The organism is Bacteroides sp. AM41-16, assembly GCF_003603495.1.
GTDB classification, from domain to species: Bacteria; Bacteroidota; Bacteroidia; order Bacteroidales; family Bacteroidaceae; genus Bacteroides; species Bacteroides uniformis.
Window position 1 is genome coordinate 1 of sequence record NZ_QTNE01000031.1, and the last position, 26,151, is coordinate 26,151.

Annotated in this window: 24 protein-coding genes and 1 tRNA gene; 9 read left to right on the top strand and 16 right to left on the bottom strand. The window is 39.9% G+C overall.

Annotated elements, in window-relative coordinates; all coding sequences use genetic code 11:
- Nucleotides 1-39 precede the first annotated feature (39 nt).
- The 5 genes from DW896_RS20315 to DW896_RS20340 all read right to left on the bottom strand — a co-directional run bounded on the left by DW896_RS20315 (nt 40) and on the right by DW896_RS20340 (nt 3,413).
- Nucleotides 40-897 (bottom strand): DUF5712 family protein, encoded by an 858-nt coding sequence (locus tag DW896_RS20315; protein ID WP_220392994.1) that lies wholly within the window; start codon nt 895-897, stop codon nt 40-42.
- Nucleotides 898-901: 4 nt separating this feature from the next.
- The gene (locus DW896_RS20320) at nt 902-1,486 is read right to left on the bottom strand and encodes a BfmA/BtgA family mobilization protein (RefSeq protein ID WP_009037221.1); all 585 of its coding nucleotides are present in this window, start codon (nt 1,484-1,486) and stop codon (nt 902-904) included.
- 284 nt (nt 1,487-1,770) lie between these two features.
- Nucleotides 1,771-2,103 carry a helix-turn-helix domain-containing protein gene (locus DW896_RS20330; protein WP_004293690.1) on the bottom strand — a complete coding sequence of 111 codons (333 nt, stop codon included), beginning with the start codon at nt 2,101-2,103 and terminating at the stop codon, nt 1,771-1,773.
- Between the two features lie 146 nt (nt 2,104-2,249).
- Nucleotides 2,250-2,891: an RteC domain-containing protein gene (locus DW896_RS20335; protein ID WP_009037220.1), complete on the bottom strand. Its 642-nt coding sequence runs from the start codon at nt 2,889-2,891 to the stop codon at nt 2,250-2,252.
- A gap of 30 nt (nt 2,892-2,921) precedes the next feature.
- Complete coding sequence (locus tag DW896_RS20340; protein ID WP_009037219.1) at nt 2,922-3,413, bottom strand: hypothetical protein; 492 nt, start codon at nt 3,411-3,413, stop codon at nt 2,922-2,924.
- Between the two features lie 167 nt (nt 3,414-3,580).
- Between DW896_RS20340 and DW896_RS20345 the strand changes: the two genes are divergently transcribed.
- From DW896_RS20345 to DW896_RS20360, 4 genes are all read left to right on the top strand, one after another.
- Nucleotides 3,581-4,366: a LuxR C-terminal-related transcriptional regulator gene (locus tag DW896_RS20345; protein ID WP_009037218.1), complete on the top strand. Its 786-nt coding sequence runs from the start codon at nt 3,581-3,583 to the stop codon at nt 4,364-4,366.
- 316 nt (nt 4,367-4,682) lie between these two features.
- Entirely contained in the window at nt 4,683-4,997 is a 315-nt protein-coding gene (locus tag DW896_RS20350) for a helix-turn-helix domain-containing protein (RefSeq protein ID WP_009037217.1), read from the top strand.
- Complete coding sequence (locus tag DW896_RS20355; protein ID WP_034528874.1) at nt 4,984-5,277, top strand: DUF3876 domain-containing protein; 294 nt, start codon at nt 4,984-4,986, stop codon at nt 5,275-5,277. The genes DW896_RS20350 and DW896_RS20355 overlap by 14 nt, the downstream gene beginning before the upstream one ends.
- Nucleotides 5,278-5,326: 49 nt before the next feature.
- Entirely contained in the window at nt 5,327-5,620 is a 294-nt protein-coding gene (locus DW896_RS20360) for a helix-turn-helix domain-containing protein (RefSeq protein ID WP_009037215.1), read from the top strand.
- 280 nt (nt 5,621-5,900) lie between these two features.
- Here DW896_RS20360 and DW896_RS20365 read toward each other — a convergent pair whose 3' ends face one another.
- The 4 genes from DW896_RS20365 to DW896_RS20380 form a co-directional block, all read right to left on the bottom strand.
- Nucleotides 5,901-7,121, bottom strand: a complete 1,221-nt coding sequence (locus DW896_RS20365; protein ID WP_009037214.1) for a site-specific integrase — start codon at nt 7,119-7,121, stop codon at nt 5,901-5,903.
- 243 nt (nt 7,122-7,364) lie between these two features.
- Nucleotides 7,365-7,437 (bottom strand) — tRNA-Lys (locus DW896_RS20370).
- Nucleotides 7,438-7,531: 94 nt separating this feature from the next.
- Nucleotides 7,532-8,647, bottom strand: a complete 1,116-nt coding sequence (locus DW896_RS20375; RefSeq protein ID WP_009037213.1) for an AI-2E family transporter — start codon at nt 8,645-8,647, stop codon at nt 7,532-7,534.
- Nucleotides 8,648-8,669: 22 nt separating this feature from the next.
- Nucleotides 8,670-9,275, bottom strand: a complete 606-nt coding sequence (locus tag DW896_RS20380; RefSeq protein WP_005828444.1) for a thymidine kinase — start codon at nt 9,273-9,275, stop codon at nt 8,670-8,672.
- A 110-nt stretch (nt 9,276-9,385) separates the two neighbouring features.
- Between DW896_RS20380 and DW896_RS20385 the strand changes: the two genes are divergently transcribed.
- The 5 genes from DW896_RS20385 to DW896_RS20405 all read left to right on the top strand — a co-directional run bounded on the left by DW896_RS20385 (nt 9,386) and on the right by DW896_RS20405 (nt 13,033).
- Entirely contained in the window at nt 9,386-9,928 is a 543-nt protein-coding gene (locus DW896_RS20385) for a hypothetical protein (protein ID WP_009037212.1), read from the top strand.
- 13 nt (nt 9,929-9,941) lie between these two features.
- Complete coding sequence (gene rsmI, locus DW896_RS20390) at nt 9,942-10,616, top strand: 16S rRNA (cytidine(1402)-2'-O)-methyltransferase (protein ID WP_008665787.1); 675 nt, start codon at nt 9,942-9,944, stop codon at nt 10,614-10,616.
- A gap of 34 nt (nt 10,617-10,650) precedes the next feature.
- Nucleotides 10,651-11,529: a hypothetical protein gene (locus DW896_RS20395; protein ID WP_005835026.1), complete on the top strand. Its 879-nt coding sequence runs from the start codon at nt 10,651-10,653 to the stop codon at nt 11,527-11,529.
- A gap of 87 nt (nt 11,530-11,616) precedes the next feature.
- Nucleotides 11,617-12,315, top strand: a complete 699-nt coding sequence (locus tag DW896_RS20400; protein ID WP_008665786.1) for a YjjG family noncanonical pyrimidine nucleotidase — start codon at nt 11,617-11,619, stop codon at nt 12,313-12,315.
- 52 nt (nt 12,316-12,367) lie between these two features.
- Nucleotides 12,368-13,033 carry a MarC family protein gene (locus DW896_RS20405; RefSeq protein WP_008665785.1) on the top strand — a complete coding sequence of 222 codons (666 nt, stop codon included), beginning with the start codon at nt 12,368-12,370 and terminating at the stop codon, nt 13,031-13,033.
- Between the two features lie 59 nt (nt 13,034-13,092).
- Here the strand turns inward: DW896_RS20405 and DW896_RS20410 are convergent, their stop codons facing one another.
- The 7 genes from DW896_RS20410 to DW896_RS20445 form a co-directional block, all read right to left on the bottom strand.
- The gene (locus DW896_RS20410) at nt 13,093-14,610 is read right to left on the bottom strand and encodes a RagB/SusD family nutrient uptake outer membrane protein (protein ID WP_008665784.1); all 1,518 of its coding nucleotides are present in this window, start codon (nt 14,608-14,610) and stop codon (nt 13,093-13,095) included.
- Between the two features lie 17 nt (nt 14,611-14,627).
- The gene (locus tag DW896_RS20415; RefSeq protein WP_227741095.1) at nt 14,628-17,447 is read right to left on the bottom strand and encodes a SusC/RagA family TonB-linked outer membrane protein; all 2,820 of its coding nucleotides are present in this window, start codon (nt 17,445-17,447) and stop codon (nt 14,628-14,630) included.
- 680 nt (nt 17,448-18,127) lie between these two features.
- The gene (locus DW896_RS20420) at nt 18,128-18,319 is read right to left on the bottom strand and encodes a hypothetical protein (RefSeq protein ID WP_008665776.1); all 192 of its coding nucleotides are present in this window, start codon (nt 18,317-18,319) and stop codon (nt 18,128-18,130) included.
- Nucleotides 18,306-18,890, bottom strand: a complete 585-nt coding sequence (locus DW896_RS20425; protein ID WP_034533105.1) for a zeta toxin family protein — start codon at nt 18,888-18,890, stop codon at nt 18,306-18,308. The genes DW896_RS20420 and DW896_RS20425 overlap by 14 nt, the downstream gene beginning before the upstream one ends.
- A 209-nt stretch (nt 18,891-19,099) precedes the next feature.
- Nucleotides 19,100-20,578 (bottom strand): RagB/SusD family nutrient uptake outer membrane protein, encoded by a 1,479-nt coding sequence (locus tag DW896_RS20430; RefSeq protein ID WP_022402279.1) that lies wholly within the window; start codon nt 20,576-20,578, stop codon nt 19,100-19,102.
- 37 nt (nt 20,579-20,615) lie between these two features.
- Complete coding sequence (locus DW896_RS20435; protein WP_195646332.1) at nt 20,616-23,465, bottom strand: TonB-dependent receptor; 2,850 nt, start codon at nt 23,463-23,465, stop codon at nt 20,616-20,618.
- 1,077 nt (nt 23,466-24,542) lie between these two features.
- Complete coding sequence (locus tag DW896_RS20445; protein WP_057253214.1) at nt 24,543-26,141, bottom strand: RagB/SusD family nutrient uptake outer membrane protein; 1,599 nt, start codon at nt 26,139-26,141, stop codon at nt 24,543-24,545.
- Nucleotides 26,142-26,151: the final 10 nt, after the last annotated feature.

A 26,151-nucleotide genomic window follows, 5' to 3' on the forward strand; every position in this document is an offset into this window, starting at 1 on the left:
TTCTAGAGATAAATAATGCGTGACACAGTTTATTTTACACTACCTTTCTTGATTATTAGATCGGTGGGTGGGAATTCGATTATCTTTTTCTTTATCAATATTATTGCCTGTATTGCAAGATGTATGGTCTATTTCCTTGCTTTCAAGCTTGATAGAAAATAAGTTTTCTTGATTGCTATCTTGATCGATTGCTGTTTTTTTATCATTGGATTGAAGTTCTTGTCCTTGCAAATTGAGCCTTTCAAATATAGTGCCGTTCTTCATAGTGTTGCAATAGTCGAATGATTCTACTAGTTGACGTTTATAATCAAACAGTTTATCAAAGCCCTGTTCCGCCTGTTGGAATAGGTTCACACGGTCAAAACCTCCTGTTACTGTTCCTTTCTTGGTATTCTTATGATTGGTGAGCGGTGATAGCTTCTTTTTGTTAGCTTGGTCTTTCCGGCTCACAATCAAATGACAGTGGATATTCAGCTTGTTGTCGGAACGACTACGGTCGAAATGAATCTTGCCGTAAAACTTTATATCTGCTTCGGATAGCCCTTTGTTGAAATTATTGGCATATTCAGGAATGAATACTTCCCTGATATACCGCTTCATCGCTTCGGCTTTCTCTTGCTCGGTGTTCCCCATTGCCCGAAGTTCACTTTCCGATGGGCTGATATGGATAGCGTAAAACTTAGCATCCGTTTTTAGGAGTTGCCCGATATTGCCGTCTATATCCTTAATAACCTTTGATTTATAGATATTATCATCCATCAGGTTGAAAAAGCCATCGGTATAGATTCCTTTCTCCATCCGCTCCAAATCCTCATGCTCCATGTAAGAGACTAATTGTCGGCTACTTCCTGCATTGTTATATGTTCCACCCGATGGCGGGGCAAAATCTATATGCATGGCTCTATGTGTTTATCAGATTGCTGATTTCAGACTTTAGGTTCTCTTTCTTCTTACTATCCATCACACCGCAAGCAGATAGTTCTGAATGGAGTTGTATCAGTTGAAGTAACCTTTTATAATCTCGTTGATGTATCTGGTAGAGTGCGTTAATCTTTTTGGATTGGTTGTTTATTACATCAGCATGATTGCCGAACTGCTCACTTAGCTTTTTAAGCACGGCTGTTTGTCTCTCCTGACTGGCTTCCAATTGGGAGAGAATTAGAGTTTCCAAAGTTTTGCCAATAGCATCGAAACGCAAAGCAATAGAATTTGTAACCCGTATCATGGGATTCAGTTGTTCTTCCTCGTAGTGACGGATGAACCGGATAATATCATCCTGTCTCTTATTTATTTTCGCCAGTTCTGATTTTACGGATTCAGGTGTTTCGGATGGGTTGATATGCGCCTTATCTATATACCCGAACGCCAGTTTTACAACTTCACTCTTTTTCAGTGAATAGCGTTTGCATATCTTCTCTACCAAAGCTGCCGTTTCCTTGTCTATGGAAATGGTAGTGAATATCGTTTTTCGACTGCTGTTTGGCATGGTAATTACTTTTTTATGGAAATATGAATAGATAAATACCTGATAATAAGCATTGCAAAGAAAATGCTTATTACAGGTGTCATTACAGCGTGTTCTTGTAACACGCTAAAGCCGAAGGCTTTGCCCCGCAGGGCGAGAGGGAAGAACAGGACTTGTCCAGTTCCCTCTTGCTCAATTTAGCGAAACGGGCTGAACCGATAGGTGAGGCAGTTTGTGCTAAATCGGGGTGATGGCACAAAGGAATAGCCTGAACACAGGCTTCTTTCCTCTGCTACTTTTTGCTATCAAGGTTGATTATCCAACTGATTGGCTTTTTCAAACTGCTTGTAGGTTTGAGAATCGGCACGTTCACGAACAAAAGCTCGAATATCTACAGCCCGATAATAGGTTTTCCTTCCGATAGTGAAATAGGGAAGTTGTTTATTTACTCTGTAGCGTTGAAGAGTTCGGAAAGATACTTTCAGGAGAAAAGCTAAATCTTGATTATCGAGAATCTTCTCATTATCATCTAGTACCGTATCAGTATTGATGAGTGATTTCAAGTCTTGTCCGATTTCGGTGAGTTTCTTGGATAGTTTTTCCATCCACCTCTCGAAGTTTTCGTTATCTATATACATTTTGCTTAATTTTTAAGTTCAACATTCTTGTTTTCAATCGATTGATGAAGCAAAGTTCGGCAAATGATTGCAAATAAGTTAGAGGAATACCAGTGGTACTCCCCCATAAATTGCATGTATATAATTGATTTTCAGATCAAATTACTTTATGAATGATAGTAACCTTCTTCTTTACTCTTCTGGATAATGGCGGCTTTCAACCTATCGAGAAATTCAGTTGTTTTCATTGGCTTTCGTTTGATTACTGCACTTTCTTTCTTATAAATATCACCAAAATTTATATTAAACATCTTTTCAAAGATACGAGCTACATCACTAAGAAAGATTTCCTTATGATCTATGCGAATAACACCATCCGATATATAGAAAATGCCACAAACTAGCTCCATCATATCTACGAGTTTTATTACTTCATTATTTAGATAAAATGGTGATTTCCATTCAGATTCAATATTAATAAAGAATTTGGGGTATTCCATCTGTCGATAAATTAATTCCTGTTCCATATTTATCAACGATAACAACTTATCTAGAAAAACTAATTTCAACTTACTGTTTTCTGTAGGACATGATTCTTCCAACGCTTTAAGTGTTCCAAAGTCAATATAGCTCATATTAAGCTGTCTAATACGTATTTTATTGTCACCTATTCTATTCAGGTAATCAAAGAGTTCCTCCACAAATTCCAAATAAGCAGAAGCCATATCTTCAACAACAGACTTATCTAATTGGTATGGATGTCTTAGCAATTTATATATACGTTTTTCAGTTAAATCCCAATCTGACATGGCTTTCTGTTTTTATCGCTCTATATGAATTTATAAACTCTTAGCTATCTTTTGCCATTTACGTTGTCTATGCTTATAGAATTTTAAAGTCCACCATGCAGTAATAGACGTTAAACAACCTGCATATAAATCCACAGTGTCAGTATATCGGGTTACTTGTTGGCTTATTTCTTCCATCTTAATATAGTGATTCCAAATGACTACAGTATTATCATATTCTTTTGTATCTATTTCTCGTGACGTTTTATCCATCTTGACAACATTAATTGTATGCCTACCTACTGGCAAAAAGCCATGCAAGTACATTTTGAAAACAAAAGTTTTGCCTTCTTTCCACTGTATAGGAGAATCATCACAAGCAATAAAACTAGCTTTAGGTTTACAAATTTCTCTCAAAGTATCAATATCTTGAATTTTATCCCATATATTCTCTATGTTAGAATGAAAATCCGAAGTAACAGTAACTCGGTAGCCCATAACTTTTTTACCTTCACGTGTTATTAACTTAACTTTCTGAATCATAATTGATAGTTTTTAATTGTTTATTATTGGCATGAATAACTATATGTAACCCTACACATGTTATTCATTATTAATTTATTAACTTTGTGCAAAGTTACAGGCAAGCCTTAACTGTTACAATAGTCATTTATAATGAGGAAAGACTTAATGGACTGAAAATGTGAGGTATGAAAAATGAATCAATAGATAAAATAGAAAAAGCAGTCGAAAATATTCTGCCAACATCAAGTGCTTTTATCAACGAGTTGGATTACTCTGTTATAGAACGGAAAAAAGCAGATTGGCTCAAATTGTCGGAATTAACTCATAGTATTGTGCTGGTCTTTGATTGCTGTACTAAAAAATTCGTTTTTGTATCAAATAATATCCCTCAATCATACGGAATTGACTCTGAAAGGTTATTTATCAATGGACATGAACCAGTCTTAGAAATTATTCATCCGGGTGATATATATTACGGCTTGCTTGTTAGAAAGAAAATCTACTCTTTATTAAGTAGTCTTTCCGCAGAAGAAAAAATGAAGCACAAGATGGTACATGAGATGAGAGTAAAAAATGTACGTGGTGAATATATCCGTATTATTGAACAGGAGCAAGCAATAGAATTGGATAAATCTGGTAATATTTGGCTTATGCTTTCGGTTATTGATGTTGATGCAAGTCATGAATCAGAAATAACCAAAAGCCACCTATATAATTTTGAAACAGGAGAACAGATATTTATTGATTTGTCAGATACCTTAGAAGAACCATTGACCAATAGGGAGTTGAGCGTCTTGCAATTAATGAAACAAGGCTTATTAAGCAAAGAAATTGCAAACTCTTTAAATGTTAGTATCAATACAATAAACACTCATAGGCAAAACATACTATTAAAATTAAAAGCAAACAATTCTATTGAAGCTGTTAATATTGCTCAAAGGTTGGGCTTATTAAACAGCTCGATTCAATAAAATATTTTTTCTGAGACGGATTAATAACATTAACTCTATCAGTGTATTATCCAGTTTGTGCAAGTTTTAAACTAGAATATAACCCGAAGCATAGCGCAGGTGTGGAGACTTAAAATCTACTTTTGATATTAATCTAGTATTTCCTAATAACAAAGCATATTTCAATTATATATCTGGCTTTTAAATTTTTGGAAGAAGCCATATATAGTCACATTCTACCACTTCCAGACAGTTTTGAAAACGGTTCTTAATTCTTCTTTCATTTGCCGATGAAAATAGAATCAATACGTTTTATGAAACATTTTAAATTAAAAGTATGGAAGTAGTAACCATTGAAAAGAGAACCTTTTCGTATGTCTGCGAACGGTTCACCGAGTTTGCCAAACGAATAGAAAGTTTGTGCAGCACTCACAACCAGAAAGTAGAAAACTGGCTGGATAGTCAGGAAGTGTGCCTGTTGTTAGGCTTTAGTAAACGAACGCTGCAATATTATAGAAGTAGCGGGCGGCTGGCTTATTCTCAAATCGGCAGCAAGATTTATTACAAATCTGCTGATATTGAAAAGATTATTTCAGACTGTGAAATACAGAATCAATCACCTAAACAAATCACGTCTTATGAAAAGAATTAGAAAAGATTATCCGTCTTTTAACCTGTTTTCCATTGTTGGCACATGGGAAAGCATTAATCTGAATCCTACGGTTATCATCTATCGGAGCGACAAAGAGTATCTCCTTTCTATTATATATGTATCGGAAACTACCAAACAGGCTTCACCCACTACTTATGAGATACAGCAAGATGGTAGCCAGTATTTTATTGCCACTGCATCCAAACGGCTTTATATAGATTATGATCTGGCAAAAGATGTACTTAGCATTTCATCACTGGGTGACTATCTGCGTAATTAGCTATCTAGCAATCTTGAAATCAATATTTTAATAAAACAATCTTTCAATTATGGAACTAATAAATAGAGATACACCGCAAGTCAAGGAATTTATTTCTTCTCTTGATTCAATGCTAAACGGTATTGAATCCATTGTCAAGCATTACAAACCCCACCTGAACGGGGAACGTTTTCTTTCCAACCATGAGGTTTCTAAGAAGCTGAATGTCAGTTTGCGAACCTTGCAAGAATGGAGAGATACAGGGCTAATCCCTTTTATTCAGATAAAAGGCAAAATTATCTATCGACAAAGTGATATTGATAAGTTGCTTCAAAAACACTACTTTGACAGTTGGAAAGAATAACCTGCCACCCTCGAAAACATTGTTTTTCGGAATTTAATTTGAATCATTGACTTTTCCAGTGAAGTATTTAGTCTGTGCAAGTCTTTAGATAAAAATACGCTCGAATGTAATGAGAGGAAGATTTTTATCTAAACCGAAGGCTTGGACTTGAACAGGCTAAATACGGAACTTACCTTTGTCAATGCTTCATATTGAGTTCTGGAAAACTTACCTTAAAAAAGGATTGAGAAAATGAAATTCATTCTTCCCAATCCTTTTTCTATATTAACTATTGTCTTTATTATATAGCCAATTCCGACAAACAGCTATTCACTTTCTGCATATCCTTTAGGATATTCTGATCCAGTACCCGTGCATAGTGTTTTGTTACACTGGTATCTGCATGACCTAACATCTTGGCAACATTCTCCATACTCACGCCATTTGCAAGGCAAATGCTTGTGGCATAGCTGTGACGGGCTGAATGTGTACACAGATTTTTCTGCAACCCGCATACATCGGCAATCTCTTTCAAATAACTGTTCATGCGCTGATTGCTTAATACAGGCAAAAGTTTCCCGGTACATTCTGCCACATTTTTATACTTTTCAAGTATAGAAGCTGCCACAGGTAACACAGGAATATTACACATAATTTTTGTCTTTTGGCGGTTCTTCCTTATCCAAAGTTCCCCTTTGTTGTCTTTTACCAAGTGTTCAGGTGATAAATCTTTCACATCGCTGAACGCCAAACCTGTAAAAATGCAAAAGACAAAAACATCCCGTACCTGTTCTACTCGTTTAATTGTGAACTCTTTAGCGAGAATGATTTTAATCTCGTCCATTGTCAGAAATTCAGGATCGGTTTCTTCCAGTTTGAAGCGGTAGTAAGCAAACGGATCTTTCTTTATCCAGTCGTTTTCCAAAGCAATACGGATAATCTTCTTCAAATTCTTCAATCGGGTGATAGCTGAATTCTGCGCACAACCTTTTTCAATCTTCAAAAAAGCATCGAACTTAGAAATGAAGTTGACTTCCAAGTTATTTAGGGCAATATCCGATAACTGATATTCTTTCTTAATGAATTCTTCCAAATATCGGGTAGTGGTTTCATACCGTTGAACGGTCTTACTTACGAAGTCCTTACCGATTAGCTTACGGCTTTGTTCGTTATGCTCTCTGAATACCTGCAATAGTGTTTTGTTATCTTCGTCCACACCATAAAACAACTTTCTCACAAGATCAACAGTGATAACCTTGCCGGAAGTTTCCAGTTCTCTATAAATTTGGTGTACGTGGGAGCGTGTGATTTCTAAGTAGTGATTCAGTTCCACCGACATACGGTCTTTGCCTTTTGAATTCTCTTTAGCCTGATTCCATAGGTTTACGGGACAGCTTCTTTTGATAGAAATATCTACCATACAGCCGTTTACAGTGATTCTCATGCACACGGGTGCTTCTCCGTTCTTTAATAATTTGCCTTTCTTGATGAAGAACAAAACAGAAAATGATTTACGAGCCATTTTTACATCGTTTTTAGAGTTACAAAACTATGTATTCTCTTCCAAAGTAAGTCTATGCAAAAAGCTATGAATCAGTGAGAAAGATCCAAATTCGTGGGACTTTTTTGAACTAAATTTTAGTCCCACGATTTATCCACCGATAATATGCTTGAAACGGCTATTTTCTGCTACCTGCTAGAAAAAAAGAAGTCCCTGATAATGTCTGATTATCAGGGATTTGCTTGATTTTTCTTTTGTTTTCAGTGATCCGCTTGGGGCTCGAACCCAAGACCCCAACATTAAAAGTGTTGTGCTCTACCTGCTGAGCTAGCGAATCAGACCTTATTGCTGTTAAGCGGGTGCAAAGATAGCTACTTTTGTTTAAAAAACAAATGGATTAAGGGAAAAAGTTTTGAGAACGACTTCTGCTTTTACTCTTCTTGTTGATTATCAGTCTGTTCAAACTTGTGAATTTTTTCTCTGTTTATGATGAAACGTTGATAGTAGGAGAGCATAAGGGTGGTAAGCGGAAGTGCTATAATCATACCCAGCATCCCCATCAATGACCCCCAAATCGATAAAGACAGTAGGATGATGGCAGGGTTCAGGCCCGTAATTTTCCCCATGACACGCGGTACGATGAATCCGTCTTGAATGGCTTGTACTATGATGAATACCGCAAGGGCCGATGCAATGATAATCCAGAAGTTTCCTCCCGTATCCGCTGCTTTCAGTATGGCCAGCACGATGGTAGGTATAAAGCCGATAATCTGTAAATAGGGCACTAGGTTTAAAGCACCGATGAACAAGCCGAGCCCAATGGCCAGTGGGAAATCAATAATCAGAAAACCTATACTGAACAGAATACCTACACACAATGCCACGAATGCTTGTCCGCGGAAGTATCTGTTCATGCCGTCTTTTACATCGTTCATCACACTGACTACGAAAGGCCGGTATTTTTGCGGTACCAGGTGGGTCCATCCTTCGGCAATGCTTTCGTAATCCAGCAATATGAAAACTATATAGAGAAGAATGAGGAAGAAAGTGAAGAAGCTGAACAGCAGATTGACGGATTCTGACAACAAGGACCAGAGCCGGGGAACGGTTTCCTTGATGGCGTTCAGCATATTCTCTTCCTTGAACAATTGGGTGACGAACTGGGTGTCTATGTTCTCACGGAGGAATTCAGAGAGTGTTTTGGGCACATTGCCGTCGTGGGTTCCGTTGGAAAAGTAGTCTATTACCAAATCTTTTACCCTGACGAATTCGTCCATCATGGGAGGCACAAGCAGATAGAAGGCGGTTCCTCCTACAATCAGAATACTGAACAAGGCGCAGAAAATGGATATGACCCGGTTCTTGAGCCTTAATCTGTACTGGAAGAAGGTGACCAGGGGGTAAATCAGATAGGCTATGAGCCATGCGATGAAGAATGGCAGCAATACGCCGCTCAAACGCTTGAAGAGCATAAGGATGCCGATAATGATGACACCGAGTATGACACCGCGGATAAAACTGTCGAATGTAATCTTTTTGCGTTCCATAATGCTCTGTTTTTTGTATTTGTTAATGACCGCTTTCCTTTTGGTCGGCTTGGATGGCTTGCTGATAGCACTCTCGGCATAGCGGTTCATACTCTTCGGTTTCCCCCAGCAGTACTTGTTTGTCGTTCTTGACGGTACGGTGGGAGAACGAGGCGAGTTGGCCGCATTTCACACAGATGGCATGTACTTTGGAAACTTCGTCTGCAATGGCACACAGTCCCGGCATAGGACCGAATGGAATACCCCGGAAGTCCATGTCCAGTCCGGCAACAATGACGCGTATACCATTGTTGGCAAGCTGGTTGCATACATCAATCAGGCCACTGTCAAAGAACTGGGCTTCGTCAATGCCCACTACATCTATCTCTGAAGTGAAGAGCAGAATGCTGGCAGACGAGTCGATGGGAGTGGAGGCTATGGAATGACTGTCATGCGATACGACATCGGCTTCGGAATAACGGGTGTCTATGGCAGGCTTGAATATCTCTACGCGTTGTTTGGCAAATTTTGCCCGTTTCAGTCTCCTTATCAGCTCTTCGGTTTTGCCGGAGAACATGGAACCGCAAATGACCTCAATTCTTCCCCTGCGTTTGGTTTCCTGTATATGATCTTCTGAAAATAATACCATGTTTTCAAGTGTTATATTTAAGCGCAAAAGTAACACTTTTGTTTGCTTTCCGATATTTTTTCATTATTTATTTCTACATTTGTAGCGTTAACACGGACTGTGTAAAGGATATGCAAACCCTATTAAACGACATAGAATTAGATATTCAGGAATTGAAATGTTTGATGCAGGCCATTTCAAGTGATGCCAATCCGACATTGAAGATTGTGGCAAAACGGAATATCCAGCAGATGAAGGCACGCTTGGAGGCGTTGCAAGAACTGCTTGAGGAGGCGCCAACGGCTGTTGTGTCGCCCCTGGAGGAACCCCCTGCTGTTACTACTCCTTTGACCGAACCGGTTTCTCCGGTCGAATCGGTTATTCCTGATACAGTGAAGATGGTATGTGAGGAACCGGAAACAGTTCCTATTTTGGCAGAACGCATCAAGCCTGCCAAGGATTTGAAACATGCCATCAGTCTGAACGATTCATTCCGTTTTGTCCGCGAACTGTTCGCAGGCGATGCTGCACGGATGAATGAAGTGGTACGACGTTTGGGTGAGGCTCCTTCTTTGGACAAGGCTATGGATATTTTTGCTTCGGAAGTGCACCCGGATGAAGAAAATGAAGCCGCCGTCGATTTTATGGAACTCCTCAAAAAATATTTCAGCTAAACGACCGATAAGTATGGGAAAACTTTATGTAGTGCCTACCCCGGTAGGAAATTTGGAAGATATGACATTCCGTGCTATCCGGATTCTGAAAGAAGTGGATTTGATTCTTGCTGAGGATACACGTACCTCCGGCATATTGCTGAAACACTTCGAAATAAAGAATGCGATGCAATCTCACCATAAATTTAATGAACATAAAACGGTTGAAAGTGTTGTTAATAGAATAAAGGGGGGAGAAACTGTAGCTTTGATTTCGGATGCAGGTACGCCAGGTATATCCGACCCGGGCTTTCTGGTAGTCAGAGAGTGTGTGCGTAACGGCATCGAAGTGCAATGCTTGCCGGGAGCGACAGCTTTTGTACCGGCATTGGTGGCTTCCGGACTGCCGAATGAGAAGTTCTGTTTTGAAGGTTTCCTTCCACAGAAGAAAGGAAGGATGACCCGCCTGAAGGCATTGGCCGAGGAGTGTCGTACCATGGTGTTCTATGAGTCTCCCCACAGATTGGTAAAAGCTTTGACGCAGTTTGCCGAACATTTCGGTGCCGAACGTCAGGCTTCTGTTTCGCGGGAAATCTCAAAGATGCACGAAGAAACGGTGCGTGGAACGCTTACAGAATTGATTGAACATTTCACGGCGAACGAACCGCGCGGTGAAATTGTGATTGTAGTAACAGGAATAGACGATTAAATAACTTCATTAACCAAACGTAAAACGAAAGCGTATGAAAAAGTTAGCAGTTTTAATTGTATGCGCGGCTGTAATGGCTTCGTGTGACAGCTTCTCTGGTGGCAGTAAGAACCAGCTGAAAGCTGAAAATGATTCTTTATTGATGGAACTGACTCAGCGTAATGCTGAATTGGACGAGATGATGGGCACTTTCAATGATATTTCAGAGGGATTCCGCCAGATTAATGCAGCAGAGAGCCGTGTGGATTTGCAGCGTGGTGCTGTGGCAGAAGGCTCTTTGAATGCCAAGCAGCAGATTGCGTCGGATATTGAATTTATCCGTAAGCAGATGGAAGAGAACAAGGAACAGATTGCCAAATTACAGTCCATGCTGAAGAACAGTAAAAATAACTCTGCCCAGTTGAAGAGGGCTGTGGAGTCCCTGACTCAGGAGTTGGTGGCAAAGACCCAGCGTATCGAGGAATTGCAGGCTGAGCTGGCTTCCAAGAATATCCGTATCCAGGAACTGGATGCTGCCGTAACCGGTTTGTCTACTGAGAAAGAAGAATTGACTGCCGAAAATGAGGCGAAGGCTCAAACCGTTGCCGAACAAGATAAGGCACTCAATACGGCTTGGTTTGTATTTGGTACGAAGAAAGAGTTGAAGGACCAGAAGATATTGACAAATACCGGACTTTTCAAAAAAGGCCAGGTGCTGAAAGATTCTGATATCAACAAGGACTACTTTACACAAGTGGATATCCGTACGACAAAAGAGATTAAACTATACTCCAAAGATGCTGATATCTTGACCACTCATCCTGCTGGCTCTTATGCGTTGGAGAAAGATGATAAAGGACAGCTGACTTTGAAGATTACAAATCCGAAAGACTTCTGGAGTGTGTCCAAGTATTTGGTAATCCAAGTAAAATAACACTGTTATAAGATTGATACAGAACGGACGCAGGTTATTGGAATTGATAATCTGCGTCTATTTTTATATATACCTTTCCTTTAAGTTATGGCATCTCAATATAAAAACCTCTTTTTTGATCTGGACGATACGCTTTGGGCATTTTCCCTTAATGCACGTGATACATTCGAAGAAATGTATCACAAGTATGACTATGGTCGTTTCTTTCGCTCTTTCCTGCATTTCTATACTCTTTATCAGCATCGTAATACAGAACTCTGGGAAGAATACGGTAGAGGGCAGGTCAGTAAGGAAGAGTTGAACCGCCAGCGTTTCCTATATCCTCTGGAGGCAGTAGGGGCGAGGGATGTTGCTTTGGCTGAGGCTTTTTCTGATGATTTCTTTTCGGTCATTCCCACAAAAAATCGGCTGATGCCGCATGCTTATGAGGTGCTGGAATATTTGGCGGGGAAATATAACCTCTATATCCTTTCCAATGGTTTCCAAGAACTGCAATGTCATAAGATGCGTTCGGCAGGTATCGACCGCTTTTTTAAGAAGATTGTTCTCTCTGATGACATCGGTATCTTGAAGCCCTGGCCCGAAATCTTTCATTTTGCACTTTCTGCCACACAATCCGAGGTGCATGATTCTTTGATGATAGGCGATAGTTGGGAAAATGATGTGATAGGAGCCAAAGGAGTGGGTATGCACCAAGTGTTTTATAATGTAACCGGGAAGGAAGAACTGCCTTTTCAACCGACTTATCATATCAGTAATCTGAAAGAATTGATGCAGATTTTGTGACATTGAAATTTTTAATTGTACTTTTGTCTGCAGAAACGTATATTATACAGCTATGGACACAATCTTACCTTTCGCTCTACTTTGTTTTACCTCCTTCTTTACGTTGACAAACCCTCTCGGCACCATGCCGGTGTTTTTGACCATGACGCATGGAATGACGGACCGTGAACGGCAGTCGGTAGTATCGCGCGCCACTTTGGTTGCCTTTATTACGATTATGGTCTTTACGTTTGCGGGACAGTTCCTCTTTAAGTTCTTCGGTATCTCTACCAATGGTTTCCGTATTGCCGGTGGAGTTATTATCTTTAAGATTGGCTTCGATATGCTGCAAGCCCGTTATACTCCAATGAAGCTGAAAGACGAGGAAATCAAGACTTATGCCGATGATATTTCCATTACTCCTCTTGGAATTCCGATGCTTTGTGGTCCCGGTGCCATAGCCAATGCCATTGTGCTGATGCAGGATGCCCACACCATTCAGATGAAAGGAGTTCTTATAGGAATGATTGCCTTTATTTATCTGATTACCTTTTTCATATTGCGTGCTTCCACGCGGTTGGTCAAAATTTTGGGTGAGACGGGAAACAATGTGATGATGCGCCTAATGGGACTTATCCTGATGGTTATTGCCGTTGAGTGTTTTGTCAGCGGAGTGAAACCTATATTGGTGGATATATTGAAAGAAGGAGGCATACCATCACTGGCACACCTCCTCTAAACACTTTATTTATAAAAACACATTGGGAAAATTCCCAAGTTTCTTTAGGCTACTATTGATTAATAGCCTGGATTTTGTTCTATGTTCGGATTGGCATTGATTTCACCGACGGGAATCAACGGGAGCGCTTTCTTGGAGTCGCGGTTGAATGTACGCGCTTCTTCGCTCAATACGTCGTGCCATCCTCTGTCATTAACGTCCGTGTAGCGTGTAACGGTTTCACCTCGGCGCATAACATCGAAGTAGCGCTGTCCTTCACCTACAAGTTCCTTGCGGCGTTCGATGTAGATGCGGTCTAATGTGATGTTTCCGCTGGTTACTTGTTTGCTTTCATCCGTTGTGCGGTTGGAGATGATATCGTTCAGCAAGTTGGCAGCCTTGTTCTTGTCTCCGGCTTGGAAAGCTGCTTCTGCTGCTGACAAGTAAACTTCTGACAAGCGCAGCAATGGGACATTGGAGTAACGTACATCTCCGTTTACAGCAGGCATTTTGTTGATGTAAACTTTACGTTTGTCAAATCCTCCTGCTGCCGCTGCCAATAATATGTCGTTACGGATGTCTGCCGGGTCGGATGTAAGCATGTCAGAGAAGTCTTTTGTGACAATTACATCTCCATATCCGGGAGAAGCGCCAGCCTTGTCTGCATATAAGTAGGCAATACCTTCACGGTCTGTCCAGTCAGTATTGTTGTTGATGGAAATCTCGAACATGATTTCTTTTGAATGATTGGCATCACTTTTGCTCCATGCAGCAACATATTCTGACGGTTCCCAAAGTTTGTAAGACGAGTTTGATATGATGTCTTCAGCTACGGATAAAGCCTTGCTCCATTCGCCTTTTGTCATATATACACGTACCTGCAAGGCTTTGGCAGCCCAAAGGTTGACATAACCCACTTCATTGGTTTTGGGCAGTGCATTTGAGTTGATTGCATCTGTCAAATCCTTTTCAATAGCCTCATAACATTGGGCTACCGTGCTGCGGCTTGGCTTTTCTGTCGATTCCAGCGGGGAGGTAGCGATGGGCACACCGGGTGAGCTGCCTTGATCTACCGTATAAGGTTTACCGTAGATACGTGTAAGGTCAAACAGTGCCATGGCGCGCAGAACTTTTGCTTCTGCATCATATTGGTCAATAGTGGCTTTTGCCTCTGCCGCGTCGGTCAGGTTGCCACTTTCTGCTGCCTGAATCAGACGGTTGGCGCGTGCTATGACTACATAAGGCATCTGCCATACGGCTGTTGAGGTGGTGAAATTGTCGGCAGTTGTATATTCCATATAGTAGTAGAAGTTTGCTCTTCCACTTCCACCGTTATATTCATATTGGATATCTTCCCCTCTCATGTCACCGTATACGAACATGAGGCGTCCATAATAATTAATCAGGCTACTGTTACCTTTAACGGCAGCATAAAGTCCCGTCCGCACATTGGCCAAATCATCGCTGTTCTTGATTGCGGTTTCAGCATCTATTCCGTCTGCGGGTGACTGATCCAGCCAACTGTTGAGGCATGATGAAGTGCTGACTGCCATAGCTGCGCAAAGCGTTGCTGTGTATAATGTCTTTAATATTTTCATTTTCGTATCTTTATTAGTTAGAAATTCAATTCTATTCCGAATGTATATGTTCTCAATGCCGGAGTCTCAAATGTGCATAGTCCGTCTACACGCATTTCCGGATCTACAAATAAGTCTTTAGATTTCCATGTAAGCAGGTTGGACCCCGAGAAGTAAATTCTTGCCTTGCTAAGTCCAAGCTTGTTGATATAGTTTTGCGGAATGCTTACACCTAATGTGAGGTTCTTCAGACGTAGATAATCAGTAGGCATCAGCCAGCGTGAAGACAGTGAAGCTACGCTTCCATATTCAAATTTAGGCAATGTGGCATTCGTGTCGCCCGGGCCGGTCCACATCTTTGAGATGTCGTAGTATGTCGGTACGGCACCACCGTATAGATGTGAACCGCCATTGGAGTGCTGCCAAGTGGAGTAGTCAAAAGCATCACCACCCAATGAATAAGTGAAAGTGAAGCCCAAGTCGATAAACTTCCATTTGAGGTTGTTGGTAAGACCACCTTCTATACTAGCCTGATGCCTGCCTACAATAGTTTTGTTGGCTTCAGAGATATTTGTAGTTGTCTTGCGGGCATTCTCTGTTCCGTCATTCAGATAGAACATTTCTTTACCGGTCTCGGCGTCGACTCCGGCGTATTCATAAACATAGTATGAATAGTAAGGTTCGCCTACACGGTGAATCAGCGGTCCTGATACGATTTCATTCTGCTGGCCATCCAATTTGGTCAGTTTGTTGCTGTTGTGTGCCATGTTCAGAGAAGTGGTCCACGTGAAATCCTTGTTTCTGAAATTGGTTGATGTAATGGTCAACTCAAAACCGGAGTTCTTCAGTGAACCGATGTTTTGCGGGGTGGTATACCCATAATTGCCATCATAATATCCGCCGACTTGTGATACGGGGAGGTCATATATAAGGTCGCTGGTTTTACGCTGATAGTAGTCGAATGTTACAGAGATACGGTCGATGAATGAAAGGTCGAGACCGATATTCCATGTTTTGTTCTTTTCCCATTTCAGGTCCGGGTTTGCAATTCCGACGATGGACATTCCTGACTGTCCATTGTATATGATTCCGTATTTATAAAGATTCATATAAGCGTAATAGTCTGATGGTTGCGTTCCGTTTACACCGTATGACACACGGAGCTTTCCATCTGTCAATACATTCTTGACAGGATTCAGGAAACTTTCGTCTATGAATCTCCATGCTCCGGAAACCGACCAGAAACTTCCCCAACGGTTTTCTCTTGCCAGACGTGAACTTCCGTCGGTACGATAGCTGAGACCGAGATAATATCTGTCTGCGTAGTTATAATTGGCACGTCCGAGGAACGAAGTCATGCGATAGCTCTGTCTGTTGGTTTCGGCACTTGTTGAACCGGCATTTGTCAATTCGTACAAATCACCCGGATAGTCTTGGCCTGCCATGTAGTTGAAAGCATATTCCGTATCTTGTGTTTCAAAACCAAGCAGGGCGTCAATATTGTGCAGACCGAAAGAGTTGATGTAAGAGAGCTGGGTTTGTGTATTCAGCTGGTCATTACGATTGACGATACGCTGCATGACACCACCGGGGGCACCATTGTTTGAGTGTCTGTCCCAAAGAACGTCATTGGTTCCTTGTGCGTAATCATAAGCAATCTTTTCACTTAAATTCAACTTGTCCCAAATATTGTAGGTCAACTTGATTGTATTGAATGCCTTCATCAGGGTATAAACGTCAGAGCTGTGTTCTCTTTCATACAAAGGATTGACTCCAAATACGCCGCAACCATTGTTTAATGTGCCGTCTTCATTATAAGGGGTTGATGAGGGGCTTTGGAAGAATGCGTAATTGGCCACAGGTCCATCATAGGAGGTAGCTTCATTAGTTTTGTTTTGTCTTACTTTTGAGAATTGGCTTGTAACCTGAACTTCAAAGTCTCCAAACTTATGAGTGAGGTTTGCATTACCAGTGAAACGTTCCAGACCTTGTTTGTAAATGATACCTTCCTGATTGGTATAAGCAGCTGAGGTGTAGAACTTGGTACGGTCGTTACCGCCAGATACGCTCAACTGGTAGTTCTGATGAGAACCGTTACGGAAAAGCAGGTCTTTCCAATCCGTCCATCCGGTCGAGGGTTTTGAAGCAAAATCCTCGATGTTCTGGTCTGCAAAAGTTGCGGCATCTGCATCGGACATGTTTCCGGTGTATAACCCGTAATTCTTGAGACCGGTCCATAAGAGTTCGCGGCGCGAGTCACCGTCGAGCATAGGACGATAATCTATTGCCATGTTTGAGAAACCCCAGTCGGAACGGAAACTTACATTTGTTTTGCCTTGTTTTCCGCTTTTCGTCGTAATGACCACAACACCGTTAGCAGCACGCGAGCCGTAAAGAGAGGCAGCAGCCGCATCTTTGATAACTGTGATAGACTCGATGTCATTGGTATTGAGTGAAGACAAAATATCAGTTCCTGCATCACTATAAGTGAACTCGGATAAGTCTCCACTTGTGACCGGTGTTCCGTCAATAACATAAAGCGGATTGTTTCCGGCATTGATGGAACCCATACCACGTACACGGATACTGCTTACAGAACCCGGATTACTTGAACTTGAGCCAAAAGTAACACCAGCGACATTACCAGAAAGTTTGTCGGCAACAGAAAGAACAGGTACATCTTCCAAGGTGGAAGTGTTTACAGTAGAAGCAGCTCCGGTAAACGATGCTTTCTTAAATGTACCGTAACCGGTAACTACAACCTCTTCAAGCAGCTCAGAATCGGATTTCAAAATTACCTTTACATGAGGTTTAATCGTTACTTCTTGGGTTTGCATACCAACAAACGAAATCACCAGAGTTTTCGCGGAACTACAATATGTCTATATTGTTGATAATAAGCAATACAAAATAAACAAAAAGAGCTCCTGAAATAAAGTATTCCTCTAGAGAAGATACTCTATACATATCCACTGTAAATGACAATCTACTTATATGATACTATTTGTAATGGTAATATCCTGATTTGAAGGTGTTTAATTCTGTACTGATGTGCTATAATCATAACGTTAGGATCTTTTTTCTCAAAAACTAGAAGGGCTTTGTCAATATCTATCATTTAGTTGCTTTTTGTCAATTATTTACTCGTGTTGTTTATTCCATCTATGAGAATGTAAACCCTTATGTAAAATACTATTGAATTTATAATGGTTACATAAATACTATCCTACCTATTTATCCATTTTATGCATAGAACACCATGTAATTGTCTCTATCTTATAAATGGAGATTATTCCAAATACAAAGTAATTGGAGTAAAGAATTCTATAGCTATGAAAAACTACTGTTTGGAGCATGTCAAAAACGTAATGAGGAAGTCTTCTTGTAAGAGAATATAGTCTACATAGAATAACGAAGACTGAGTGGATATATTTTTTATTATAATTCAGGGGAATAAAGAATGTACTTTTGTAATCCGCACTGGCTCTCGTGTCGTGCAGACAATTCAGGTTTGCTGTTTATTGAAGAGAGGATATTTCTATCGTTTCAGCTCTTCTCCATAAAGTCTACGCAGTATGATACGTGCCGGTACACTTTTAATCTCTCCATTGGGCAAGCCTTGTATAATGCATTCATTGCGCAATGCTTTTTCTTCAAGCATACGACGTTCGGCTAATGCCAAACCGAAATGTAACTTTTCGCTTAGTTCTTTTCGTTCATTCTCTGACATAACTTTGTATTTTATTAAATCGTTCAATGTGATGTATATGCATTTCCATTCCTCGTCCACCTTCAGCAACAATTATACGGGGTGTTTCGCTATTATCTGCCAATAGCCAATAGTCCACACAAGGCATATAAATATTGAAAAAGTTATCAATGCCTGCTTGATAACGCCGGAGCACAACCTCTTTGGGAATGTCGTGTCCACCATTACGTACACGTTGGGCTACACGCTGAATAGCCAAGTCGGGCGAACTCAGCCAGAAATATATTAAATTAACTTTATATCCTTGTTCTTGTGCACGATGGACAAGGCGAGTGTAAGATCTTGTGGCAAGTGTGGTTTCTATAGAAAAGTTTTGTTGATTTTTCAGCAATTCATTGATTCTTTGCAACATCAACCGTCCGGCTTCAATGGCCATACTTTCGGGATTAAAAGGAGATAATCCACGAGCTATTTCATCCGCATTGACAAACTCCTTGCATTCCAAAACATCCGGCAACACAGTATAAGATGCCGTAGTCTTACCAGCACCATTACAACCACTAATGATGTAGAGTTGTTTTTTAGAATCCATATTCATGCATTTATCTAATTGCAAACATACGATATTTTTATAAGATTATGGATAATTGATAGTTATTGTTTTTTAAAAGTTGATTGTTGTTGCGAGAGTCTAGAATAAAAAAAGAGGTTGTGTCACAAAAGACACAACCTCTTCAAAAACACTTTATTTATAAAATCCGATTTTATAATCGAATTGCGTTATTTACAAGTTCCAACGATTTACCTCGGTAAAGTACTTGACCAATCATTTTGTTCAACTCCAAAACCTGCATTTATTTCTGCACTTGGAATGGGGAATACCAAATTGGAGATTTTGTAGTTAGTATAAGTGAATGATACAGTAGGGGCTTTAGCAGCATATACCTCTGCATTTTCGTCCCAACGTCTTAAGTCATACAAACGTAAACCTTCTTGAAATAATTCTCGCGCACGTTCGTCCTTAAGGAATTTCATTAAGCCATCAGATGTAGCAGGCAAATCAGATACAGATGTAATATCTGCATTACGCTTAGCTACTGTTAGCAGGGCATTTTGTGCTTTGGTTAAACTGCCGTTTGAACCTTTTAAGTTTGCTTCTGCGATTATTAGAAACATTTCAGGAGCATTCACAATATAATTGGTTCCATAAGCAGGGTTACCAGAATCATAATGTGAAAATTTACCAGCTTTGAATATAGGCACAGTTGGAGAAGATTTAGCATCCCATTCGAAGATACTTGTACGACAATCGTTTTTACCATAAAGGGCTTGCAATTTAGGACTCGGACTATAGTTGTAACTAGACCACAATGTACCGCACGAATTAGCCGACCAGTTGTCTGTTTGGGTAATGGCTAATGCAAACATACTTTCAGTGTTGGATGCCTCGTTATTATACAATGCCTTGTATTTAGCGGTACCATAGGTTAATTCGGCAATTCCTTTTTCGTCAAGAGCAATTTGTGCATATTGCATTGCCTTGTCCCAATCTTCCAAATACAAATGTGTACGTGCCAACAAACCATATACAGCAGCTTTATTGAAAAATACCAAGGATTGCCTATCACCCCCAGCGGCATCAAAGTGCATTATTGCCAAGTTGAAATCCGATACAATAGCTTCATAACTTTGTCCAACTGTCGAACGGCTAACCTGAGAAAGAGCTTCAATAGGTTTGTCTATCAATACGATGCCGGGAGCAGATGAATGGTCAGTACCATTCACTTTTACTTGATGAGCATAGACATTGACTAACATTAATTGTGCATACCCACGCAAAGCATAGGCTTCAGCCATACAGCGATCTAGTTCAGACTTTTCTTCTGCTGCGACATTTTCGTAAAGAGCTTTAGAAGCCTCAATAACACGGGCTGCATTATCAGCAGTCTTGTAACCATATTCCCAAATTGCTTTCAGGTAGGTGTCTGTATCTGTATAAGTATAAGTGTATATACCATCAAAGTGTCCGGTTTTACCATTCCAATAACTTATATCAGTTGGAATATCACCGATATTGATTGCATAATTTCCGGCAAAATAGTAATAGAACAAATCATAGTAAGTACCATTAAGTGCCGTCGAGATATTGTCAACCGTAGACAATCCCGTTTCCACATCAATGCCTTTGTAGTAGTTGGTTTCTAGGAAACTATTTCCGCATCCTGAAATACCAGCTCCTAAGGCTAATATGATGAATGTCTTTAATATATTCTTTTTCATACTCATATATTGCTTTTAATTACTGTTATACTATCTTTTAGAAGGTGAGCTGAATACCTCCGATGAAGGTACACGTAGCAGGATATTGCCATGCAATGACACCATTAGCAGAAGTCTCTGGATTATATCCTACAAAATCACTTGCTGTAAATGTATAGAGATTATCTACTGATACATAGGCGCGTAGCTTCTGGATAAATGCTTTTTGCGTCCATGTCTTAGGTAGTGTATATCCCAATGTAACATTACTGATACGCAGGTAGTTGCCACTATAAAGATAACGGGAAGATGTAGCTGTAGCGTTATTGGGATCACGGTAAATATATTGAGGATATTTAGCGTTCTTATTCTCAGGCGTCCATGAGTTAAGGGCTACATCCTCAAGCGGTGTACGGAATGCCATACCAAAGCCGGTAAAAGCAGCTCCTGAATTATAGACTTTTCCTCCTAAACGGTAATTGAAGTTAAGGTTGAAATCAACTCCTTTCCATGTAAGATTGGTTCCAAAGCCTCCCAATACCTTGGGGTCGGCATCCCCTACGTATCGTTTGGCAGCTGCATTGTAATCAGATGTAGTTTCGTCACCTTCTTTATTAAGGTACCATAATGGTTTACCGGTCTCATGATCTATACCTACATATTCTTTCATGTAGAACTGGCTGTAAGGATGTCCTTGTTCAATGATTTGATATGTATATTCTAGAGGGTCATCAGTAGATAGCTTTATTACTTCGTTCTTGTTCCATGTCAGATTGGCGAAGAAGTTCCAATTTAAATCATTATTTTGAATGATGGAAGTATTTATCGAGAACTCAATACCCCGATTACGGATAGAACCGATATTCTGATAAGTTTTTGAGATACCGGTAGTCATAGACAAAGGTATTTCAAACAAGGCATCAGAAGTTTCTTCGTTATAGAAATCGAAGGTCAAATGAATACGTTGCAGGAATGAAAGGTCAAAACCAATATCAAATTTCTTAGAAACCTCCCATGTCAATTCAGGATTAGGGATACTTGTCGGTCTCATACCGGGCATTTGATTGTAATTGTATCCTGATGAATAAAATCCACGGGCAGCATACCAGCTAATATCCTGATTACCTACTGTACCATAAGACGCACGAAGCGTAGCATTTGTTATGATTTCGTTTTCACTCAGGAACTCTTCCCCCGAAATACGCCATTTACCACCTACTGACCAAAAATTACCCCAACGATTGTCTGTACCGAATACAGATGAACCGTCACGGCGGAAAGAACCAGAAAGATAATATTTATCAGCATAGGAATAGTGCACATCCGCGAAATAAGACGCTAAACGCGCCTCTTGCTTGTAATACTCATTTCCCTGGTCAGTACCAGCAGTTGTAAGGTCACGCATACCAGAAGCAGCAAACGGAAAATCAGATTTAGCATAATATTCATAGAAATAACTCTTCTTTTGCATTTCTTGACCCAACATCAGGCTAATATCATGTTTGTCGGCAAATTTATAATTCCAACCAATAATATTATTCCAAGTAACAACCGTACTCTTTGAATTATATTGCTGTCCTAAGCCATTATAATCTTGAGCTTGCGGGTTATAAAGTGCACTCCAATATTGATATTGACGCAGTTCATTGATATTTACTCCTAATGTTGTTTTTGCATAGATTCCCTTACCAAAATCTATTTGGAAATAAGGATTCAAATTCACCATTTGAGTATTACTTTGATTTAACTCACCGGTCTTCTCATCCATTAATGCTAATGGATTATAATTATTGATATTAGCATAATTGCCTTCTGAGTCGTAAAAAGGGTCCATAGGAGTTTGGCTGGAAACAGCTGCTGTAAGAGGGCTACTCATAGAACCGGCTGTGGATAAGGAAAAACCGTTTTGTGTAGTATAGCTATATGATGAATTCACCCCCAAAGTAGCCCATTTAAATTTTGTATCCAAATTGAGGCGTCCAGAAAAACGTTCTAAATCAGATCCAATGATTAGGCCTTCTGTGTTCAAATAGCCTAAACCGACATAATAACCAGTGGAACCGGTACGTCCTTGCATATTCAAATTGTAATCTTGATAATAACCTTTACGAGAGATAGCATCCATCCAGTCGTAGGAAGATTTACGATCCCAGCCAAAGTAATCATCTGCCAAGTAATTGTAATTTTCCTGCCAATCTCCTCCTTGTGCTGCAGTGTAGCCATCAGTGAAAAGTTTCATAGTTTGCTGTGCATTAGCAAAATCCATATTGTTATTGGCAGTAGTAACAAATCCTTGTTTAATATCGAGGTTAATGTTGAATTTGCCTTCCGCACCTTTTTTAGTGGTAACAACAATTACTCCATTAGCGGCGCGTGAACCATAGATAGCAGTAGCCGCTGCATCCTTCAATACCGTAATACTTTCGATATCAGCAGGATTAAGCGAAGACATCGGATCTATTGTATTATTTGTAGAGTAAGTAAGTGAATTATCATCGGTATCAGAATCAACCGGCATACCGTCAATAACATAGAGTGGCTGAGTCCCTGAATTGAGTGAACCCCGACCACGTACATAGATAGATCCCCATATACCTGGCATACTAGTTGAATTGTTCATCTGGATACCAGGTACTGCACCTTCCAATGCTTTTACGAAATTAGCATCAGTTTTTTTAGCAAGGACATCCTTGCCTACAACTGCTGCTGCTCCGGTAAACGATGCCTTTCGTTGTACCCCATAGCCAGTAACCACCACTTCGTCTAGAACTTCAGTATCGGGCTTCATTGATACTTTCATATTTGCCCTAATACTTACTTCTTGAGTTTTCATACCAATGTACGAAATCACCAGAGTTTTCGCGGAACTACAATGTGTATAATATATTGATAATAAAGAATATACAATAAGTCAAAGAATTGGCTAAAACAAGGAATACTCTTTTCAAAGCTGTCCTATATGGGTCTACAATAAACAAAACCTTACTTATGTGATACCATTAATAAATGTAATATTTTGATTAATAGCTGTTTGAGTATCAATTAATGTACTACGGTTGTAAAATTAGTATTCCTCTTTTTAAAAGAATGGGTAATTATGTCAATATCTATTATTTGTTTATTTTTCGTTGAATATTTACTTGTATTACTTATTTCATCCATAAGAATATTGCATTTCATGTAAATACTATTTCAAATTACAGAATAACCATTCCCATTTCAGATAGAGATAAATATTAGTTTATTCCTATTTCAAATATAGGAAATCTGTGTTTGCTGTATAAAAAACTAATGAACTTATGAGATCATTTCTAAAGGAGCTTAATAAATTACTTTATAGTTTCTTGTGTAAAAGTTCAAGGAGAAATTCATTTTATACAAATTATCGTCTCTAATTGGTATTATCGTAATGTGCATTACGATAATAGTGGACTTGGTGTAAAATGATAAGGTATATTATGAAATTCTATAGTCGAAAAAAGAATTGGCAGTTTTAAAGAATATAGCAGAACAGTCTCAAGAAGAATCGTAAATGACGGTTTTAGGCGTATCGGTAAGACCTCACTTTTATTGAAGCCAACGGATGGAAGACCGGCATTGTATTTTTTCATTTTACGAATAGGTAAAAATTGAACACAATAATGAACGGATAGATTGGGGGATATTGAAGAAAAAAGGAGAATATTTTCTCACAATCAACAAAGAATGGGAAAACTGCTCTGTTTCTTATAAAGGGTTTTTTTTGGAAGATATGTAATCTTGAAATAACACTTCCCCTGAAGTCTTTTGTAGGATTAAGAGAAGAAAAGCCACCCATTTCACAATGAGTGGCTTCTCAAAAACACTTTATTATGAAATTCCGGTATGTTCAACCGGATGAATCATCATAATTGCCGCATTATTATTGTTGGGGTAATGCAACTTGATTAGTCTGCACAGATAGCGCTTCTGTGTCATTTTTCCGTATAACATGTCCTTTGAAGTATTAATTCTGGTCACTCGGAGAAAGCTGAGAATTATTCTCTATTTCAGAGAGAGGTAATTGGTAAAGGAACGGCCTGTCTTCTTGGTTATAACGGAACTTACCGGCAGAGAAGTGATTATTATTTTCTGCGCCCCAAGTTTCATCTGTACGATCTACAGGAATATTCAAACGACGATTATCAATATATTCCAAACCTTCACCCCAGAACTCTACACGTTTCTGATAAATGATTTCCTCTATCAGGTCAGCCTTGTTCGTGAAAGTGTAATTATAATCGGGCTGGCGAGTCTTCATAAAGCTATTCAGTTCAGTCACTGCTTCTACAGAACCCTTGTGAGCCAAAGCTTCCATTTTTATCATGTAAGCTTCTTCTGAACGCAGGTAAATATAATCTCCCAGCTCCCATCCGCTGAACACACCGGCCTTGATGTTATCACGACCTGTACCGATAAATTTTACAGCTTGGTATTCCACGGCAACTGGAGACTGAGTGTCACGAATCAATGTTATACGATTACCGGAAGCATCTGTTACACCAGTAGAGCGGTCGCAGCAGAACCATTGCAGACGGATATCAGTATCCGCGATACGGTCTACTAATGGCTTAAAGGCAGCGCGCCATACACCGATGCCGGCATAACCATCGCCATAAGTATCCATCTGCGAGAAGAAAGACATATAAGTTGTACTATTGTCTGCTGTAACATCGCTACCGAATACTACATCCGGCAAGCTGATATTACTGAATCCCTGGAGTATCTGGTCTTCACTCTGCAATATAGGGAAATTATCAATCACCACTTGCGCATACTTTATCGCCTCATCCCATTCATGGATAACCATGTTCGCACGAGCCAAATGCATAGCTACCACGCAGCCATCCATATCAGTGGGTGAGGAAGTACGCGTCATATCCAAATCTTTGAACAAGTCGAAAGCAGTAGTAAGGTCACTCTTGATTTGTTCATAGATTTGGGCTACAGTAGCACGTGGCTGGTCACCTTCTGTATCCTCTGTAATAAGCGGTACACACGGAAACTGGGAGAAGTCATATTTCTCTCCACGGCCCCATTTCGTTCCATCCGCACCGGTATAGTAGGAATGCTGATATAAGTAAGTCAGTTGTAAGTAGGCATAGCCACGGAAACCAAGGGCAATGGCACGATATTTCAAATTGGCGGGATCTTCACTGCTGGGGTCAATCAGCTTGAGGATATTGTTGGCATTGGCTATGACGCGATAGTACTCTTTCCAACGGTTGTTGGTCGGAGTATAGTTCTGTTGCCAGTAATCCAGCAAATAATGATACATACTCATGGCGAAACGTCCGGTCATAATCATATCGTTGCCCATCAGCGATGTTAAGTAATCAAAACTCTTTTGACCGAAATAGTTGTGACTCATATTGACGTCAACATACTGTTGCATATCAGTATACATACCTGCCACAGCAGCTGAAAAAGCCTTATCAGGATCTTCCTGAGCCACATTGCCCAGTTGGTCTTCAGTCAAATAAGCGGTAACATCAGCATCTTCAATGCAAGATGTAAGCAGGCCCCCAACAAGAAGCACCTGCATCATATATTTCATTATCTTCATATACAATTTT